Source organism: Methylobacillus draconifructus, assembly GCF_045984385.1.
Taxonomy (GTDB): domain Bacteria; phylum Pseudomonadota; class Gammaproteobacteria; order Burkholderiales; family Methylophilaceae; genus Methylobacillus; species Methylobacillus flagellatus_A.
Map to the genome: position 1 here is coordinate 269272 of NZ_JBJQIJ010000001.1, position 17709 is coordinate 286980.

General features: G+C 56.7%; 17 protein-coding genes. 10 read left to right on the forward strand and 7 right to left on the reverse strand.

Annotation, left to right across the window (positions count from 1 at the left end; translation table 11 throughout):
• Positions 1-109 precede the first annotated feature (109 nt).
• Positions 110-529, reverse strand: a complete 420-nt coding sequence (locus ACKF11_RS01365; protein ID WP_407995686.1) for a hypothetical protein — start codon at positions 527-529, stop codon at positions 110-112.
• A gap of 397 nt (positions 530-926) precedes the next feature.
• Here ACKF11_RS01365 and ACKF11_RS01370 point away from each other — a divergent pair, with 397 nt between their 5' ends.
• The gene (locus ACKF11_RS01370; protein WP_407995687.1) at positions 927-1997 is read left to right on the forward strand and encodes a DUF481 domain-containing protein; all 1071 of its coding nucleotides are present in this window, start codon (positions 927-929) and stop codon (positions 1995-1997) included.
• A 6-nt stretch (positions 1998-2003) separates the two neighbouring features.
• On the opposite strand, the gene ACKF11_RS01375 is transcribed toward ACKF11_RS01370, so the two are convergent.
• Positions 2004-2201 carry a hypothetical protein gene (locus ACKF11_RS01375; RefSeq protein ID WP_407995688.1) on the reverse strand — a complete coding sequence of 66 codons (198 nt, stop codon included), beginning with the start codon at positions 2199-2201 and terminating at the stop codon, positions 2004-2006.
• Between the two features lie 212 nt (positions 2202-2413).
• On the opposite strand from ACKF11_RS01375, the gene ACKF11_RS01380 reads away from it, so the two are divergent.
• From ACKF11_RS01380 to ACKF11_RS01390, 3 genes are all read left to right on the forward strand, one after another.
• The gene (locus ACKF11_RS01380) at positions 2414-4990 is read left to right on the forward strand and encodes a bifunctional diguanylate cyclase/phosphodiesterase (protein WP_407995689.1); all 2577 of its coding nucleotides are present in this window, start codon (positions 2414-2416) and stop codon (positions 4988-4990) included.
• Positions 4991-5024: 34 nt separating this feature from the next.
• The gene (locus ACKF11_RS01385; protein WP_407995690.1) at positions 5025-6878 is read left to right on the forward strand and encodes a diguanylate cyclase domain-containing protein; all 1854 of its coding nucleotides are present in this window, start codon (positions 5025-5027) and stop codon (positions 6876-6878) included.
• Between the two features lie 190 nt (positions 6879-7068).
• Entirely contained in the window at positions 7069-8241 is a 1173-nt protein-coding gene (locus ACKF11_RS01390) for a PQQ-dependent sugar dehydrogenase (protein WP_407995691.1), read from the forward strand.
• Between the two features lie 90 nt (positions 8242-8331).
• On the opposite strand, the gene ACKF11_RS01395 is transcribed toward ACKF11_RS01390, so the two are convergent.
• A complete protein-coding gene (locus ACKF11_RS01395) occupies positions 8332-8991 on the reverse strand; it encodes a LuxR C-terminal-related transcriptional regulator (protein WP_407995692.1) in 660 nt (219 codons plus the stop codon).
• Positions 8992-9238: 247 nt separating this feature from the next.
• On the opposite strand from ACKF11_RS01395, the gene ACKF11_RS01400 reads away from it, so the two are divergent.
• The 3 genes from ACKF11_RS01400 (at position 9239) to ACKF11_RS01410 (ending at position 11185) form a co-directional block, all read left to right on the forward strand.
• Positions 9239-10126 carry a hypothetical protein gene (locus tag ACKF11_RS01400; RefSeq protein WP_407995693.1) on the forward strand — a complete coding sequence of 296 codons (888 nt, stop codon included), beginning with the start codon at positions 9239-9241 and terminating at the stop codon, positions 10124-10126.
• Positions 10127-10469: 343 nt separating this feature from the next.
• A complete protein-coding gene (locus ACKF11_RS01405) occupies positions 10470-10778 on the forward strand; it encodes a hypothetical protein (RefSeq protein WP_407995694.1) in 309 nt (102 codons plus the stop codon).
• Positions 10779-10840: 62 nt separating this feature from the next.
• Positions 10841-11185 (forward strand): hypothetical protein, encoded by a 345-nt coding sequence (locus ACKF11_RS01410; protein WP_407995695.1) that lies wholly within the window; start codon positions 10841-10843, stop codon positions 11183-11185.
• A 56-nt stretch (positions 11186-11241) separates the two neighbouring features.
• On the opposite strand, the gene ACKF11_RS01415 is transcribed toward ACKF11_RS01410, so the two are convergent.
• Positions 11242-11670: a hypothetical protein gene (locus ACKF11_RS01415; protein ID WP_407995696.1), complete on the reverse strand. Its 429-nt coding sequence runs from the start codon at positions 11668-11670 to the stop codon at positions 11242-11244.
• Between the two features lie 223 nt (positions 11671-11893).
• On the opposite strand from ACKF11_RS01415, the gene ACKF11_RS01420 reads away from it, so the two are divergent.
• Positions 11894-13828: a PQQ-dependent sugar dehydrogenase gene (locus ACKF11_RS01420; RefSeq protein ID WP_407995697.1), complete on the forward strand. Its 1935-nt coding sequence runs from the start codon at positions 11894-11896 to the stop codon at positions 13826-13828.
• Positions 13829-13886: 58 nt separating this feature from the next.
• Here ACKF11_RS01420 and ACKF11_RS01425 read toward each other — a convergent pair whose 3' ends face one another.
• The 3 genes from ACKF11_RS01425 to ACKF11_RS01435 all read right to left on the reverse strand — a co-directional run bounded on the left by ACKF11_RS01425 (position 13887) and on the right by ACKF11_RS01435 (position 16961).
• On the reverse strand, positions 13887-14123 hold the full coding sequence (locus tag ACKF11_RS01425; protein WP_407995698.1) for a hypothetical protein: 237 nt from the start codon (positions 14121-14123) through the stop codon (positions 13887-13889).
• A 177-nt stretch (positions 14124-14300) separates the two neighbouring features.
• On the reverse strand, positions 14301-16490 hold the full coding sequence (locus ACKF11_RS01430) for a TonB-dependent receptor (RefSeq protein ID WP_407995699.1): 2190 nt from the start codon (positions 16488-16490) through the stop codon (positions 14301-14303).
• Positions 16491-16838: 348 nt separating this feature from the next.
• Positions 16839-16961: a hypothetical protein gene (locus ACKF11_RS01435; RefSeq protein ID WP_267864441.1), complete on the reverse strand. Its 123-nt coding sequence runs from the start codon at positions 16959-16961 to the stop codon at positions 16839-16841.
• Here ACKF11_RS01435 and ACKF11_RS01440 point away from each other — a divergent pair, their 5' ends adjacent.
• Positions 16962-17198 (forward strand): hypothetical protein, encoded by a 237-nt coding sequence (locus ACKF11_RS01440; RefSeq protein WP_407995700.1) that lies wholly within the window; start codon positions 16962-16964, stop codon positions 17196-17198. It abuts the gene before it with no gap.
• A 20-nt stretch (positions 17199-17218) separates the two neighbouring features.
• On the forward strand, positions 17219-17485 hold the full coding sequence (infA, locus tag ACKF11_RS01445) for a translation initiation factor IF-1 (protein WP_407995701.1): 267 nt from the start codon (positions 17219-17221) through the stop codon (positions 17483-17485).
• Positions 17486-17709 lie beyond the last annotated feature (224 nt).

Genomic DNA, 17709 nt, shown 5'->3' on the forward strand with positions numbered 1-17709 from the left:
CATGGCACGGTATTGGTATTGTAAAAAAGTTGATTATTATAGCTTTATGCAAGCCTTCATGCCTGGGTTTGTGCGGTTGCGGACATGATATTGCCCGCAGATGTCAAACTTATGGCGCAGTTTGCGTGGTTTTGCAAACCAGGGTGCGGAAGCCGGGCCTGGGGCCGTCTACCTTGTCGAAGTAGCCATCGAACGGGGCTTGCACGCTGCCTTGCGGGCAAGTGAACATGGCGGGCGCCGATTCGGCAAGCGGCACGTAGCCTGCGATACGACCGTTGGCATCATGGCCGGCGATTAGCTTGTAGAAAATACGGCGGTTGCCTTCCTCGGCGATTTCGGAGGCGGTCCAGCACATTTCGCCGTAAAAGTAGGCGTCTATCTTGTCTTCCTTGTAGTCCGCGAATGCGACCCCGCCGACAACCTGGCTGCCGTCTTCCGGCTTGAAGTTGCCATAGTCCTTGCATACGGCCAATGCGGCAGTACCGTGCAGCGACAGTGCGGCAAGCAGGATGATGGCGGGCTTGTTCATGCGGACTCTTCCTCGGGATGCAGTGTAGTGGGATAGCTATTTTCGCATAATCGGCGCTGCGATCGTAGGCTGGAGCATACTGATGCTGAACTCTTTGGCCGAGGTTTGATCTCATCGATTATTGAAGAATAGAATAATAGCCATTACGGATATCTAGTTTTAATCAAGTTGCATTTCATCCGCCCGTCCGGCCTATCGATGGGCGAGTCTGTTCGGGAAGCTTTCCAGGACAAGCCTGTGAAGCGCGAAGTCAGTATCAGCTAAAGCCGTGTTGCAGTTGATTGACCATGGGACAGGTGTGTGTCACAAGTCATTCGCAGTTTGAAAATTTGAACATCGTTCTATGTCGGATTATGGGCCAAAGTCCCGCAAGGGACGGAGCCAGAAAGGATCAATTTTGTATCGTGTTGTGTGGAAAGGCTTCACTATTGCCAGTGCCGTGGCGGTAGGCTTGGGAGTATTGCCGTTATCGGCCGGGGCAGATGAGATCCGCCTGAAGAATGGTGACGTCATCACCGGCAAGGTGGTGCGTAAATTCAACGAGAAGGTGGTGTTCAAGACCTCGTATGCGGGCGACATCCAGGTTACTTGGTCCGAGATCGAGACCATCAAGACCGATGAGCCGCTGGCCGTGACGCTGACAGACCGCTCCAACCTGAAGACGACGCTGGAAAGCTACGATAATGGCAAGGCCACGATCAAGCTGGTGCAGCTGGATGACGAGGAGGACGGCAAGAAGCAGTACGAGGAGAAAGAGATTCCCTTGGCCGACCTGCTTTACATCAACCCCACGCCAGAATTGTCCGGCGTCGGGGTCAACTGGAGCGGCCGTATCAACCTGGGCGGTTCCGTCACGCAGGGTAATACCGACACCACCACGATCCGTCTTGATGGCGAATCGATCGCGCGTACGCTCAATCACCGCCTGACAGTGGCCGCCGTGGTCAACCGCGCGACCAACAACGGCGAGAATACGCAGTTCAACAACCGCTCCTCCATCAAGCTGGACCGATTCATCAGCAATAAGTGGTACGTCTATGCCAACAACACGCTGGAAAACGACCGCTTCCGTGACATCAAGCTGCGAACGACAACCGGCGTCGGTAGCGGTTACCAGGTATATGAACGGCCTGACCTCAACCTCTTCGTCGAAGGCGGTTTGAACTATGTGACGGTCAATTATTATGAGGCCGAGAATGAGAGCTACCCGGGCGCACGTTGGGCGTTGAAGTACGATCAGCGCGTCTTCGGCGGCAGCACCCAGTTCTTCCATGAGCACGAAGTCCTGCTGGGCCTGGACAGCGCAAGCAATGCGCTGGCTTTCACCAAGACCGGCTTGCGCTTCCCCATCATCAACAACTTCAACGCCTCGATCCAGTACAACCTGGATTGGGCCGGACAGCCGGCTGAAGGACGCAAGAGCACGGATAGTGCGCTGATCTTCAACCTTGGGTATGTCTGGCAGTAACTGACATCACGAGCGCAGCCGCCTTGCGCGCCAGTTGGCAACCTGTTGCCGGCGCATGACATGGCGCAGCAGGGCGGCGATCGCAATGAAGCTCGCTAGGTGGGCGAGCCCTGCATAAATGCTGACCAGCAGGATATGTGAAAACGCATTCGTCATTGCCAGGGGCGATAGTACAATCAAGGCGACAAGCAGGATCAGGATCATCGCCGTGTCCTCCGTGCTGAATTATGTACGGTATTGCAAGCACGAATCACACCATCCACTACCGGCCTAGGCTGCCTAAAAAATTCAATCTTTCCTAGATCCAGCCGTTAATTGATTAAGGGGCGGCTTCCCATTCTCTTTTACCGGTCAATGGGCCGGCAAGCCAAGTTACAATTGGTGCACCATTTTCAAACCAAAGAACTTAAAAAAACATGTTTTCTGACCAGGGCGGCCAATTCAGCATTGCACCAGGAGGATGGAGGTTTTACTCGCCCCTGATCGTCGCAGTCCTGATCGGTATCTCCCTGCTTGGCCTCGCTTTCTATATCCACGAGATTGACCATCAAGCCAAGGTCAAGGAAGAGCGCCATTACGTGACGACCTTGGCCGCAGGCGTGCGTGCGCGTATCGAAGGTGAGCTGAACAGTTCCATCCATCTTGGGCTGGGCCTGACGACCTATGTCGCCGCCAACCCCAATTTCAATGCCGACAGTTTCAACCGCGTCGTGGCCAGCCTGGTACATTACGGGCGCCACCTCAAAACCATCACCATGGCACCAGGCAATGTGGTGCGCTACGTATATCCTCTGGCAGGCAATGAAAAGCTGCTCGGGTTGCGCTACCAGGCCCAGGCGACCGGCCAGGAGGTCTCTCTGGAGGAGTCGCGGCATCCCGAATTGATCGGGCCGATTGACCTGGTGCAGGGCGGGCGCGGCCTGGTGCACCGCTTGCCTTTGTTCGTGTTTGACCAGGCCGGCCAGGAATCCTATTGGGGTGCCGCTTCGGTCGCGCTGGATATCGACAGCCTATTGCAGGCAGCGGGCTTGCAGGTGCACGGCCCGGTCTTGAGTTATGCCCTGCGGCGCCTGGATGACCGCGGCTATGCTGAAATGATCAGCGGGGACAGCGCCTTGTTCAGCCATAACCCGGTGTTGCTGGATATTACCCTGGACGGGCATGTTTACTGGCAGCTTGCCAGCATGCCGACCAAGGGCTGGGGGCACCTGGCGCAGCCGGACGACTGGATTTTTTGGATCGGCGTATCGCTGGCTCTGGCCTTGGCGACGCTCGCCTATGTCTGGCTGCGGACCATCCAGCAACTGCGTCAGCGTGACGCCAGGACGCGCCTGGCCACCAGCGTATTCACCTCCTCGAGCGAAGGCATGCTGATTGCCAGCCCGGCCGATGAAGTGATCGGCATTAATCCCGCTGTCACCGACTTGACGGGATATTCGGCGCAGGAGTTGCTGGGCATGCCGGTCAGTTTTCTTGCGGCCGAGCACATGATGGCGGAAAGCCGGCAGCAGGCTTATTTTTCCGTCAGCGAGAAAGGCGTCTGGCAGGGCGAGACCTTAATGCGGCATAAACAAGGCCATGTCTTCCCCGTGGCGCTGACCATTACCACCGTGACCGGCCAGGACGGCAGGGCCGAGTGCTACATCAATACCTTCAGCGATATCAGCGATCGCAAGGCCAACGAGGCCAGGATCCATGACCTCGCGCATACCGATACGCTCACCGGCCTGCCGAACCGCATGAGCCTCTACAACGGTTTGGAGGAGCGGCTGGCAAACGCGCAGCCCATCGGCGTAATGATCCTCGACCTTGATAACTTCAAGATCATCAACGACACTCTGGGGCACCATGTCGGGGACCAGCTATTGGTGGAAGTGGCGAGGCGCCTGGTTTCCTGTGTTGCCGACCAGGGGCTGGTGGCCCGGCTTGGCGGGGATGAGTTCGTGATCGTGCTCGATAACCAGCAGGCGCCGCAGATAGTGGGCCGCGTGGCGGAGCAGGTGTTGCAGCGCCTGGCCCAGCCTTACCTGATCGAGGGCTATGAGCTACATTCGTCTTCCAGCATCGGCATCGGGATTTCCCCGCGCGACGGCAGCGACGCCCATAGCCTGCTCAAGAATGTCGATACCGCGATGTATGAGGCCAAGTCTTCCGGCAAGAACAATTTCAAGTTCTTCACCGAAAAGATGCGCGAGGAAATCAATGAGCGCATGCATATGGAGAACCATTTGCGCCAGGCATTGCTGCGGGACGAGTTCGAGCTGCACTACCAGCCGCAGGTGGAGATCGCCACCGGGCGCATTATTGGCATGGAAGCCCTGGTGCGCTGGAACCACCCGGAATGGGGCATGGTGTACCCGGACAAGTTCATCAGGATCGCGGAGGAATGCAACCTCGTGATTCCGCTGGGCGAGTGGGTGTTGCGCGAGGCGTGTCGGCAAATCAGCCAGTGGAGCCAGCAAGGTTTGGAAGAGGTATGTATTTCTGTCAATATTTCTGCGCGTCAATTAAAATCCAGGCATCTGTTTACCCTGATTGACAGCTTGATTTCGGCGCATAATATCAAGCCGGGAATGCTTGAGCTCGAGATCACCGAAAGCGCGGCCATGGACGATCCCGAGCAGACCATCCCGCGCATGAAGAAACTGAAGAACAAGGGGGTCGCGTTGGCGATCGATGACTTTGGCACCGGATATTCCTCCCTGAGTTATCTCAAGCTGCTGCCCTTGACGCGCCTGAAGATAGACCGCTCATTCGTCAAGGACATCGAGACCGACCCGAATGACGCGGCGATTTGTGCCGCCACCATCGCGCTTGCGCGCATTCTGGGATTGGGGCTGGTGGCGGAAGGCGTCGAAACTGAAGCACAATTGGAATATTTGCGCGCCCAGGGCTGTGATAGTGCTCAGGGATATTATTTCAGCAAGCCCCTGCCGGCAAACAACATTATGGAGTTTGTTTCCCGCCATCAGCAGGAGATATTGTCGTCATGATGCAATAACATCATAACGCGGAGAAGGGGAGTGGTTGCGTAGGCTAGTCATATTGATTCTGCTGCTGATCTGCCATGCCTGGGCCTGGGCGCAACCTGCCGCGTTGCGCCTGGATGCCAGCCATGCGTTGGCGCACGCCGGCCCGTTCCTGCAATACCTGGAGGATCCGGGCCATCAGCTTGCGTTGCAGGACTTGCCGGCTTTGCAGCAGGACGGCGCATGGAAGCCTGCGCTGAATGAGCGAGGCAACGTCAACCTGGGCTACTCCCGCTCCTCGTTTTGGTTTGCGCTGCCGGTGTCGGTGGCGGCCGATAGCGTCGAGGACCGCCTGCTGGAAGTCGCTTTTGCCTCCCTGGACCATGTCGAGGTGTATAGCCCGGACAGTAACGGCGTCTATCAGCGGCAGGTGGCTGGCGATATTTATCCTTTCAACCAGCGGCCTTACCCGCACCGCAACCTGGTCTTCCCGCTCAAGCTGCCGGCGGGGGAGCATGTCATTTACATCAAGGTCGTGTCGCAGGGGACGTTGACGGTGCCGGTCAACCTCTGGCAGGTCAAGGCGATGCATGCGCATGACCAGTACGCCTATTCTTTGCTGAGTTTGTATTACGGCGCCCTTCTTGCCCTGTTTTTCTACAATTTCCTGATCTACCTCTCTACGCGCGAAACCGTGTTCCTGTTTTACGTGGCTTTCGTCGGCAGCATGGTGGTGGCGCAGGCATCGTTGAACGGCCTGGGGAACCAGTTCCTCTGGCCTGCCTGGCCAGAGTGGGGCAATATTGCCCTGCCTTGCGGCATGGCGGCGACTGGTTTCTTCGGCGTGTTTTTCAGCCGCATCTTCCTGAACACGCGCGGCAACTTTCCTAGGCTGGACCGGCTGATGCTCGCGTTCGCCGTATTGTTTGCCTTGATCATGCTGTCGCCGTTGGCGCTGTCATACCGGTTTTCGGCCTTGCTGGTGTCATTGTCGGGCGTGGTGTTTTCATTGTTCGTCACCTCAGTGGCGGTCGTATCCTATATGCGCAGGAACCCGGGCGCGTTCTATTTCCTGCTGGCATGGAGCGCGGTACTGGCCGGGGTCGTGATACTCGGTTTGCGCAATCTCGGCTGGGTGCCCACCAACGCCTTCACCATCTATTCCATGCAGCTCGGCTCCGCCATCGAGATGCTTATGCTGTCATTTGCCCTGGCGGACCGCATCACCATCATGCGCAAGGAAAAGGAGCAGGCGCAGCGCGACACGCTGAACGCCAAGCAGGAGCTCGTGGATGCCCTGATCAAGACGGAACACGACCTGGAAGAGCGGGTCGCCTTGCGCACCAAGGAAATCGAGGCGGTCAACACCCAGCTGCGCCACAAGGAGCGCGAGCTACGCTACATGGCATTGCACGACGCCTTGACCGGGCTGGCGAACCGCACCCTCATGAACGACAGCCTCAAGCGCGCGCTTGCCCGGGCAGGACGGGACAAGGGCCTCGTGGCGGTGCTGCTGATCGACCTGGATGGCTTCAAGGAAATCAACGATACTTATGGCCACGCTGCCGGCGACCTGGTGCTGCAGGTGGTGGCTGCGCGCCTGCGCAAGGTGACGCGGGTGAGCGACGTGACCGCCCGCCTGGGCGGGGACGAGTTCGTCGTGGTGTTGGAGGATATCCACGGGGCTGAGGATGCCATCAGGATTGCCGAGAAGCTGGTGCAGGAACTGGCGCGCCCGGTGGAAGGCGGGCTGCACATTTCCGCCAGCATCGGCATTGCATTGAGCTCCGAGCAGCACATCACCGACGATGTTTTGTTGCGGCAAGCCGACAAGGCGATGTATAAGGCAAAACTGGCGGGGCGCAACCGTTGGCATGTGGCGGAAGAGGCAGAGTGCGACAGCATGAGCTGACGGCTCAGCAACTTTTGATCAATGCGCTTGTCATTTGGAAAGGGAGTTCTGCTGCAGAAATTTCCTATACAAATCAACATGAATAAGGCAGCGTATGCATATTATTAAAAAATACAAAAAGTTTTTTATTTCTCTGTTGCTCCTGATAATTGGCATTGCGTTGTTTTTTGCCGGGGCAGGTCAATACCACATGCAATGGTGGCCTTTCGGCCAGGGCTATTTTGCCAGCGTCGATGTGGATGAAATGGTGCCAGACCCGCGCCAGGCCAAGCTATCCTCGATCTTCGGCACCGAAGAGCTCGAAGTCCGCGAGCTGCCGTTCAGCGATCAATATCCCACCGGCCCCTTCGAAATGCTGGGCAACAAGCAATTTCTCTTCATTACCAAGTGTGGCGAGGTCTATTTCACCAAGATCAACGAATCCAATGAGATCGAGATTACCAAGAACGCCGACGCATTGACCAAGCCCGGGCTGGAAGAGCGCGAGGAAAGCAAGGGCGATGATTATGACAACCTGGTGTATTGCAAGGAGCTCGCCGGGGTCAAGGATTCATTGCTGGTTGGCAATACCCTCTATGTGGCCTATACCACCTGGGACCACGAGGCGAACGGCGCCAGGCTGGCGGTATCCGCCTTCGAGCTCGACCAGGAGAATGCCGAGCTGACTTTCCGCAAGGATATCTTCGTCACCTACCCGGCGATCAAGGAGCCTTTCCTCGGCCACCAAGTGGGTGGCAAGCTGGTATTGGGCGCGGATGACGACACCATGTTCCTGAGCGTGGGGGATTTTTCCAAGCCCGACGGGGTGCAAGACCCAACCACCGCGCTCGGCAAGATGATCAAGATCAACCTGCGTGATTCTAGCGCCGAGATTTATGCCTCGGGCTTGCGCTCGCCTTCCGGCGGGTTGTATTTCGACCGTGAAAGCAACGAGTTGTGGGAAACCGAGCACGGGCCCAAGGGCGGGGATGAAATCAACCTCATCAAGCATGGCCGGAACTACGGCTGGCCGGTGGTGAGCTACGGCACCCTATATGAGCGCGAGGGCATGGGCAACTACTACGGCAACAAGTACAACTCGCACGAGAAGTTCGAGAAGCCCGCGTTCGTATTCAACCCCTCCATAGGCGTGGGCGCGATCGCCAAATATCCCAAGACCGGCAAGAACGAGTATTGGGAAGGCGGCTTCTTCGTCGCGGGGATGGCCGCCAATTCCCTGCTATACATGCGCAAGGAAGGCGAGCGTCTGATATATGCCGAGCCGGTGTTGAGCGAATACCGCATTCGCGCATTGAAGATAGACAAGAACGGCCATTTCTTCATCAAGACCGATAATGACCAATTCCTCTGGATGGAAAAGTAGGCACAAGGGCCTGTTCACGCGTCACGCCACAAAAAGATCGTGAACAGGCTAAGCAGTCGGGCTGCATCACAGCCTGACTGCCAATGCATGCTAGGTGGGGGAGTGCTGGGGTTGTATGTCTGGCAATGTCAGCAAGTGGTGTTGCAATGCGTAGAAGATGAAATCGGCATTGCTTTTGAAGTTGAGTTTCTTCAATACCCGGCTGCGGAACACGCTGACGGCGCCCGCGGTGACGTTCAATTCGCGCGCCACGGTGGCAATGGTTTTGCGCTGGATGAATTTCAGGAACACCTGGAATTCGCGCTTGGAAAGCTGCTCGTGCGGGAGGGGCTCTTGTTCCGCCTGCAGTGCCAGCCTGAGTTTTTCCGGCAGATAATATTTTCCGTCAGACACCGTTTCTATGGCCTGGAGCAGGTCGCCTTCACCAGCATATTTGTCGAGGTAGCCCTTGCTGCCGCAACGGATGAAGTTGAGGAGGAAATGCTCGTCTTCGGTATTGCTGAGCAACAGCACGGGGATATGCGGCGCAATGCCGCGCAAGTGCGACAGCAGCTCCAACCCGTCCCTCTTGCAGGAAGACACGCAGACGATGACCAAGTCGAGCTGCCGCTTGGCCCGCAGTTTCCTGATCTTTTCCTCGTCGATATTCGCCAACACATGCTTGATCTGCATTTCCTTGTGCTGCGAAAGCAGATGGCTGAGCGAATAGTTGACCAAGCTGTCCTGGCTGATCAATGCAATTTTTTTCATGGCGCGCTAAGTCTAGGGCAATGAAGAGATTCCCATATGCTACTCACAATGCGGTATCGACGATGTAGGACAATATAGCGCTTCTTTGTAGGAAAAAATGAAGTTTGTTTGTCCGCTTGTCCGCGTAGGATCGTTCTGACAATTATTCGAGCAGTTTACCGATGACGTCGCTGTCCTGCTTCTCCTAATCTGCCTATCAGCCGCATTCGAGGCTAGAACTAAAACAACCACTCAATAGGAGGCAAATATGGCAACGTTGCATAGCGAAGCAGCAAGGAGGGATGACTGGCTGGTCTTACCCATTTCATGGCGGGCGATCTTGGCCGGGCTGGCCGTGGCGGTCGCGATACAACTGATCTTGAGCCTGTTGGGCACAGGCGTGGGCTTCAGTTTCGTAGAGCCGACCGATCCAGGCAGCACGCCTACAGCCGAGGCATTTGGCATTGGAGCGGCATTGTGGTGGATCGTGTCATGGATATTCTCGCTGACAGCGGGAACCATTGTTGCCGTGTTGTCCTCCGGTGAAATCACGCGTTGCCGCGGCGCATTGCTGGGCATCGTCATCTGGGCATTGGCCACCATCGCGGGCGCTTGCGTATTCACCAACCTCGCTGGCGGCGCATTCAAGACCACCGCAGGCGCGCTCGGCGTAGCTGGCAGCGGCGCCGTCGCGGGCGGTACCTTGCTTGCGACCAATGGACCTGGCGGCGAACTGAGGCAAGAAGTGGAAGAATTCTTCCGCAATGCCAAGAACAGCGTGGATCAACAGGTGACCGAGGAAGGCCAGGGCAGGGGTCATCGTGGCGGCGGTGCTTACTGGCACGCCTTGAGCCGCTACCTGACTAATCCTGATGAAGCGAGCCGAGCCATCGATCGTGACCGCGTTGTTTCCACACTGGCGGATGCGACAGGCGTTTCCAAGGAGCAGGCCGACGAGGAAGTGAAAAAGCTTGAGGACGCTTATGCAGCCGGCAAGGAAAAAGCCAAGGAAGCCGCCGACAAGGCAGCTGAAGCAGCCGCCAAGTTTGCGCTCTGGGCTACCCTGGGTTTCCTGCTGAGCCTGGTCGCTGCCTTGGTCGCTGGTTCCCTGACTGCGCGTAACCTGGTGCATGCCGCAGCCAGAAATACATATTAATTAGCTAAAGGAGAGATATATGCCTTATATCATCGCATGGTTACTGGGTGTCCCCATTACGGTCCTGGTATTGATCTGGCTGTTGTTCTAAACAGCTGGTAGCAAGCAAGAGAAAGCCCCGCTAAGCGGGGCTTTTTCGTTTGTGTTTTGGGATCGCGATGTCAGCGCCTTCTGACAAAAACTATCATCGCCGTCCTATGGGGAGGCGCAACTGGCTTGGCTATGATGGAGCCATAGTCAATTGGGCAACATCAATGCAAGTTAAGTTTCATCGGTATGCCAAATAATTTGCATGGATCCATTATCGAACATCATCACCAGCATGACTGTTAAGGAGAATAAGATGAAGACAACCTTTCGAGTGCTCGTTCTGTCATCCTTTTTAGCAATGACCAGCCTCGCAGGCAATGCCGCACCGGCAGCCGAAATGTGCAGTAGCGAACTGCAGCATGCCGTGCCGGTACAAATGAACAAGGGAGCGATGCTGAGCGTCAGCGACCGCTCACTGTCCTCTCAGCAGAACGCCTTGCAGGATAAGCAAGCCCTTGGCAAGCCGCGCGGCTTCGAGCGTTATCAACGGCCTGTGCTGGTTGACAAGGGGATTTGTCACCAGAAGTCCGGCGCATTCAATAAAAGCACCGTCAAGATGTAACGGCCTTCGGTCATGACGGCTCGCGTGCCGCCACCTGTTTCGCATCATAAAAAGGAGAAGAAATGAGATTATCCAAGTCCAAACTGTTTGCTGCCATCATTGCCTTGATACTGGTGTGGGTCGCTTTTACCCAGGTACGCATGCTGGACGGCAAGGCTGTGGATACCGCCAAGGCGACGGCATTGAAGCATATTGAGAATCCTGAAACCGCCAAGTTGGAGAATTTGGAAGAAGTCCGTCACGGTGATACCAGCGTTGTCTGCGGAGAATACCGTGTGAAGGCTGAAAACGGGGATTACGGCGATGCACGCAAGTTTGTCGTCGAGGTGCACGAAGGTGAAGAGTCGAGGTTCAGCGAGTTGGACGAGGACATTGCCCAATACTGCAACCTGCCAGGCAAGCATTGATTCACGGCAATAAATAAGAAAGAGGCCTGCAATCGCAGGCCTCTTTATTTGTGTTTTTAATTGCTTGCCGAAGGCGCAATCAACGGCCAGCGGTCATCCATCCAGGCATATTCCTCGGGAGGCTCGGTGGTGATGACATAGATCCTGCGCTCGTCATGATGGGTGGCGATAATGCCTTTGATGGCATGGCCCGGCGGGATGTCGATCCAGTGCGCATTGCGTTCCGGGTCGCGGCTCAGGAATTCCTCGGCTACCAAGTCGACGGGTTCTGGCTTGAGCTTGTCCCATTTGCCTTGTTCCAGTGATATTTGGCGAGCCCAGCCGCCGACGAAAAAGCCGCCTTCTTTCTCTTCAAGGTCGTTGCCCCAGCGCAGCCACTTGATATGGCCTTCGGCGCTGTGGATCGGCAATGCCGCCTTGGGGTGGGGAAACTCGATTCGTTTTTCAAGACCGGAATGGTCGGTCAATTTAATGCCTCTGCACATGATGTCGTCCTCAATACATGGAATTCATTTTAGACGAATAGTATTAAGAATTGATTAAATGGCGTAAGCCTGAAATTTCTTATCTTTTTGTAGGAATTTTCCTAATGGCGATCAAGCCGCCATTGTTCCTGAATATGGAATTGTGTAATTGAGATATTTCTATATATGGAAATTAATGCTTTTGGCATACTGCTTAGATTATTTGATAAGGAGCCAACACGCGATGAAAACAACAAGCAAAGTGCTAGGCCTGATGATCGCCATGGGCTGGATGGCGTCGGCCAACGCCGATCTGGCCGATGTAGAAGCGAACCTGGGCCGGCTCAAGGTGCCGGAAGGGTTCAAGGTGGAAGTCTACGCCGAAGTGCCTGGCGCACGGCAAATGGCATTGGGGACTTCCGGCACCGTCTACGTCGGCACCCGGGGCAACAAGGTCTACGCCGTGGTGGACAAGAACAAGGACCACAAGGCCGACGAGGTGATCACCATCCTCGACGACCTGAAGGTGGGCAATGGTGTCGCCATGTGGGACGGGCACTTGTACGTGGCCGAGCAGCACCGCATCACGCGTTATGCCGCACCCGATTTCGACCTCAACCTGCCGTTCAAGCAGATGCGCGAAGTGATCTACGACCAACTGCCGGACAAGGCGCACCACGGCTGGCGTTACATCGCGTTTGGCCCGGACAAGAAGCTGTACGTGACGATTGGCGCGCCGTGCAACGTGTGCGACCCGCAAGGCATCGAGGCCTCCATCATCCGCATGGACCCGGACGGCAAGAACACAGAAGTGTTCGCCAAGGGCGTGCGCAACTCCGTCGGCCTGGATTTCCAGCCGGGCACCAATGTATTGCACTTCACCGACAACGGCATGGACATGATGGGCGACGATATCCCGCCTGACGAGTTCAACGCCGCACCGCAGGCCGGACTGCATTTCGGCTTCCCTTACGTCGGCGGCCAAGATGCGCGCCCCAAGGATTGGCAGAACAAGAAGCCGCCACAAGCCGTGACGCCGCCCGTGCTCGGCTTCCAGGCGCATAGCGCGAACCTGGGCTTCAAGTTCTACACCGGCAAGCAGTTCCCGAGCGCATACCAGGGCAACGCCATCGTCGCCCAGCACGGTTCGTGGAACCGCAGCAAGCCTGTCGGCTACCAGTTGATGCGCGTGGTGTTCGACGAAAACCACAAGGTGAAATCGAACGAAGTCTTCATCGACGGCTGGCTCAATGACGGCGAGGCGTGGGGCCGCCCTGTCGACGTGTTGCAACTCAACGACGGCTCCTTGCTGGTGTCCGACGACTATAGCGGCGTCATCTACCGTGTCAGCTACGGCGAATTCGCCGCGGCGGCGCCTGCCCGCGGCAAGAGCGGCCACCAGGCAAAAGTCACCGGCCTGAAAATGCCGGAGTCCGCAGTTGCACATCCGGACGGACGCATCTTCGTCAGCGAGATCGGCGAATTCGGCAAGAACGGCGACGGCAAGATCACCGTGATCAACAAGGACGGCAGCCGCCAGACCCTGGCGGAGGGCTTGAATGATCCCAAGGGTCTCGACCTCTTCAACAACCAGCTTTATGTCGCGGACGTGGACCAGGTGGTGAGGGTTGGGCTGGACGGCAGCAAGACCGTGATTGCCAAGCCGGGAGACTTCCAGGAAAAGCCGGTGTTCCTCAACGACATCGAGATCGACGGGCTGGGCAACGTCTATGTCTCGGACAGCGGCGATGACAATGGCAAGCACGGCGCGATCTACCAGATATCTCCAGAAGGCAAGATCGCCCAGCTGGTCAACGACAAGTCCGGCATCAAGCGCCCGAACGGGCTGCTGCTCGACGGTCCAGGCAAGCTGCTGGTGGCCGATTTCGGCAGCGGCAAACTGTTCCAGGTGAATTTCGCCAGCAAGAAGGCGAGCGTCACGCTGCTCAATCAGGGCTTTGGCGGCGCTGACGGCCTGGTGCGGGATACGGACGGTTTGCTCTACGTCAGCGACTGGGCCGGCGGCAAGGTCTGGCAATTGATCGAACCGCGCGCGACGCCGCAGTTGATCAGCGAGGGCCACCAATCCGCTGCAGACATCGCAGTATCTGCCGATGGGCGCTTCCTCTTGATTCCTGACATGAAGGGCGGCGAGTTGGTGCCTTTGCCTATCAAGTAATTGAGTGGTTTCCATCAATAAAAAAGCCGGCTTATGCCGGCTTTTTTATTGATGATATTTAAGTATTGATTAAGGCAGCTTTTGCGGTATCCGGCAGATGCCTGTCCAGTTTCTTTGCTAGCAGGAAGGCTTGCCGCCGCTTGTTGGCATCCCGGATTTGCTGCTCGATCAGGCTCAATACGTCTTCTACCGTGAGCACATTCTTGTAGGCCTCGATATTGTCTTTGAGGGGTTGCAGGACTTGAATGCTTTGTTGCGCGTCATAAATAGATTGCTCGAGATTCTGGCCAAACATTGCGGCTCCTGATAGCAAAGTAAATAAGTGGGCACGATTGTAGAGTGAAAATTCAGTCCCGCTTATCAGGCTGGGCTGATGTTGTTGTAGGACGATACTGACAAATCAACATGTCCAATTGAATACGATATGGCGACAATTTGAGGTCATGAAGGTAGCCTCAGGCACTTCGATAATTCAGAAACGGACATGCAGCGCAACTTCAAGGCTGCGTGGTTCGCCGACATAGTATTGGGTATTGGTCTGGTGGATGAAGCGCGCGTATGTCTCGTCCGTGAGGTTGCGGATACGGGCGACCAGGTCGGCGTTCTTGCTGACGCGGTATTTCGTATGCACGTCGAACAAGGTGTAGGAGGGCACCCACATGGTATTGGCGTTGTTGGCGTATACGGAAGCCACGTAGCGCGCGCCGATGCCCGCTTGCCAGTCTGGAGTGATGTCATAGATGAAGCGCAGGTTGGCGACCTGGTCGGGCACATTGATCGGGTGCCTGCCCTTGCGGGAAACGACGGCGGTGCCGACGGCTTCATTGAAGTCGTCGTATTCCGCGTTGACCCAGGCGATATTGCCTTCCGCGCGCAGCTTGGGTGTGATTTGAAGGGAGGAGGCAAGCTCGATGCCGGTGGAGGTCTGCTGGCCCACCTGGATGGTGTTGTTGCGGTCCTGCGGGTCGGTCACCGGGAAATCCCTGCGCACGATGCGGTAAGCCGCGATGGTGGCGGTGCCCCGTCCGTCGAGGTAATTCAACTTGCTGCCGACCTCGGCCTGGTAACCGGTGGAAAGCTTGAAATTGTTGTCCACCTGGGCCGCGCTGGCGCTGGTGAGCGTGCCGCCAGGCGGTTCCGCCGAGGTGCTGTATTGGGCATAGAGGTTGGCGTCCTCAGTCACGTCGAATACGATGCCTGCGCGCCCGGTAAACGCATCCCAGCGCCGGTCGACCGTTGCCGGGCTGGCGCCGGGATTGTTGTCCAGGTGCAGGTCGATATGGTCGTAACGCAACCCGGTCACCAATGACAGGCGCTGGGCTAGGAACTGGCGGTTTTCGATGAACGCGGACAAGGTCCTGGTCTTGGTGCTGCGGCCTTTCTGCAGGCCGTTGCCCATGCCGGGGATGTCATAAAAATTGCCAGGTTCGGGAAAAGTTGCCGGAATAGTACTGACCGAAGTCGGGAACACGGTTTGCCGGTTCACGTTGTAGTCCGCGCCGAAAGACCAGTCGCTTTGCAAGCCGAACAGCGCACCCTTGTGCAGGATTTCGACCCGGTTGCCGTTGAGTTCCTGGTCATGGCGCTGCATGTAGGCGCCCGAACGCAAGACGGCGCTGTTGCCGGCGTTGTAGCGGTATACCTCGAGGTTGCGGAAATCCCGCTGGCCCGTGTAGTGGTAGAAGGTGTTGCGCAGTGAAGTCTGCGCGTTGAACCGGTATTCGGTGATGGACCGCGCCCAGGTGACGCGCTGTTCGTAACGGCCGTCCGCGACGTTGTAATTGGCAAAGCGGTTGGACGTGTCGATTTTCAACCTGCCGGCCTGCGGGTTCAGCGTCGGCGTGCCCCAGTAGGGGCTGTCTTCCTGCTCGACGTGGTGTTCCAATGCCAGCGTATGCGACAACTCTGGCGTGATGTCGGCCAGCCATGACAACGCCAGGCTATCCGCCTCGCGTTGCTGCCGGTCGATATAGCCGTTGCTGGTGTTACGGCTGAAATCCAGGCGCACCCAGTTGTTGCCGTTCAGCGCATGGTTCAGGCCGAGAGCGGTTTCTATGGTGTCGTAGCGCGCATAGCTGATGCGGGCTTCGCGAATTTCCTCGTCGCGGGTCGCGAGCTTGGTGACATAGTTCAGGCTGCCGCCGACGGAGCCGCTGCCGTAGAGGAAGGAGGAGGGGCCGCCCACCAGTTCTACTCGGTCATAGACCCAGGCGTCCACAGGGCGGTTGGCGCTGTTGTACTGCAAGCTGATGCCGTTGAACAACTGGTTGACCTGTGCGCCGGTGAACCCCCTGTAGGCAACGAAACCGCCGTGCCCGGGAGGTGCAGAGGCATTCACGCCGGGCAGGCTGTTGGCCGCATCCTGGAAATTGCGTGCGCCCGTTTCCTCCATTTGCTGGCGGCTTGCCACGGCGACCGAGGCGGGGTTCTCGCGGATGGTCAATCCGAGCCGGGAGCCTGCCTCGGACGGCTTGTCGATGTTCAAGCCCTGCTGGTGCTTGATGGGGGCGGCCTTGACGTGCACGGTATCCAGGGTCTGGGTGCCGTCCGGCTGGTTCTTTGCCTGGGCGGATTCCTCTGCATAGACATATGAAATGCCCATGGCCGAGGAAAACATCCCGGCAATCAAGGCCTTGATCAGGAATGGGTATGGTGTCGTCATATTGGGTCGAGAGGCAATGTGCGAAGCGTCGCGGTCGTGGCGGCATGTCTGCCACGACACGGGGCGTATCGGCAGTTTTTTGTTATGAGGGGGTGAAATATAGCAACATCGCCGGCTTGGGATAATGTGACAAATTGTCGCAGCCGGCAGCAACCTTCATGCCTTGTCAGGCCCGCCGGGCCATGCTGCCTCTATACCAGAGTTTTGTGAGTTGCGCTTAATGCGCTATACTGTTCGGTGTTGTAGCTAATTGCTTACCTTTCCTACAGCAAGTCTGAGACGTGCTGCGGTTTCCCCAATATCACCGCCACTTAAAGCCACAGGCTCCCAAAAGAGTTTTTACAGTGGTCAAACTTCCTTAACGGCAAGCCCCATACCGGACGATTTTTCCAGTCCGCAGGTGACCTCCAGCCCTCCAACCGGTTGCATGGCACCGTTTTCCGCAGCATTGCGCTGCCTGAGTAACTGCATATGAAATCACTCAACATCCAGCCTTTTATGGCCGGACGTTATTTAATCACCCCGATCTCGCATAGCAACAGGAACGGGCGCTATACCGCCTCGCTGTCCATCCGCAGCGGCCAGGGAACGGGCACGCATTGCCGTATTGTCAGCTTCGCCCGCGAATTCATTTCGCGCGAAAAAGCCCTGAACCATGCCGCCACTCAAGGGCAGGTCTGGCTGAAAAACCCACAGGCTTTTGCCTGATATTATTGAAAGGAAAGACCATGGCAAAAGAAGAACTCATCGAGATGCAGGGCAAAGTAGATGAAATCCTGCCGGATTCCCGTTTCCGCGTCACCTTGGACAATGGGCATATATTGGTCGCCTATACCGGCGGCAAGATGCGCAAGAACCATATCCGCATCCTGGCTGGCGACAAGGTCACGGTCGAGATGTCGCCTTACGACCTTGCCAAGGGCAGGATCATCTTCCGGCATATTGAAGCGGGTTCGTCCCGCCCGTTCAAGCCGGTCAAGCGCTACGCCCGCTAGACCCTCCGTTAAACTTCTTGCCCGTCAAAAAGCAGATATCCCTTGGGATATCTGCTTCGAGACTATGCTGCTGGCGCTATGAGAATGTTTTCTTAAGGCGCATGTGTTCCAAGGTTTTGTTGGGACATTCCCTGAACAGTTACCGGTAATAAAGGGAGAACAGGCTCATGTGCCAGAGCCCCCATTTTGCCGCCACGTTGGCGATGCTGGTCACGGGCTCAGGC

Bases quoted from the DNA above. Each gene is read 5' to 3' on its own strand.
- ACKF11_RS01415 (WP_407995696.1), bottom strand. From the start codon at position 11,670: ATGTGCAGAGGCATTAAATTGACCGACCATTCCGGTCTTGAAAAACGA.
- ACKF11_RS01400 (WP_407995693.1), top strand. From the start codon at position 9,239: ATGGCAACGTTGCATAGCGAAGCAGCAAGGAGGGATGACTGGCTGGTC.
- ACKF11_RS01365 (WP_407995686.1), bottom strand. From the start codon at position 529: ATGAACAAGCCCGCCATCATCCTGCTTGCCGCACTGTCGCTGCACGGT.
- ACKF11_RS01435 (WP_267864441.1), bottom strand. From the start codon at position 16,961: ATGCAGTTACTCAGGCAGCGCAATGCTGCGGAAAACGGTGCCATGCAA.
- infA (WP_407995701.1), top strand. From the start codon at position 17,219: ATGGCAAAAGAAGAACTCATCGAGATGCAGGGCAAAGTAGATGAAATC.
- ACKF11_RS01420 (WP_407995697.1), top strand. From the start codon at position 11,894: ATGAAAACAACAAGCAAAGTGCTAGGCCTGATGATCGCCATGGGCTGG.
- ACKF11_RS01405 (WP_407995694.1), top strand. From the start codon at position 10,470: ATGAAGACAACCTTTCGAGTGCTCGTTCTGTCATCCTTTTTAGCAATG.
- ACKF11_RS01395 (WP_407995692.1), bottom strand. From the start codon at position 8,991: ATGAAAAAAATTGCATTGATCAGCCAGGACAGCTTGGTCAACTATTCG.
- ACKF11_RS01425 (WP_407995698.1), bottom strand. From the start codon at position 14,123: ATGTTTGGCCAGAATCTCGAGCAATCTATTTATGACGCGCAACAAAGC.
- ACKF11_RS01375 (WP_407995688.1), bottom strand. From the start codon at position 2,201: ATGATCCTGATCCTGCTTGTCGCCTTGATTGTACTATCGCCCCTGGCA.
- ACKF11_RS01430 (WP_407995699.1), bottom strand. From the start codon at position 16,490: ATGACGACACCATACCCATTCCTGATCAAGGCCTTGATTGCCGGGATG.
- ACKF11_RS01390 (WP_407995691.1), top strand. From the start codon at position 7,069: ATGCAATGGTGGCCTTTCGGCCAGGGCTATTTTGCCAGCGTCGATGTG.
- ACKF11_RS01410 (WP_407995695.1), top strand. From the start codon at position 10,841: ATGAGATTATCCAAGTCCAAACTGTTTGCTGCCATCATTGCCTTGATA.
- ACKF11_RS01440 (WP_407995700.1), top strand. From the start codon at position 16,962: ATGAAATCACTCAACATCCAGCCTTTTATGGCCGGACGTTATTTAATC.
- ACKF11_RS01380 (WP_407995689.1), top strand. From the start codon at position 2,414: ATGTTTTCTGACCAGGGCGGCCAATTCAGCATTGCACCAGGAGGATGG.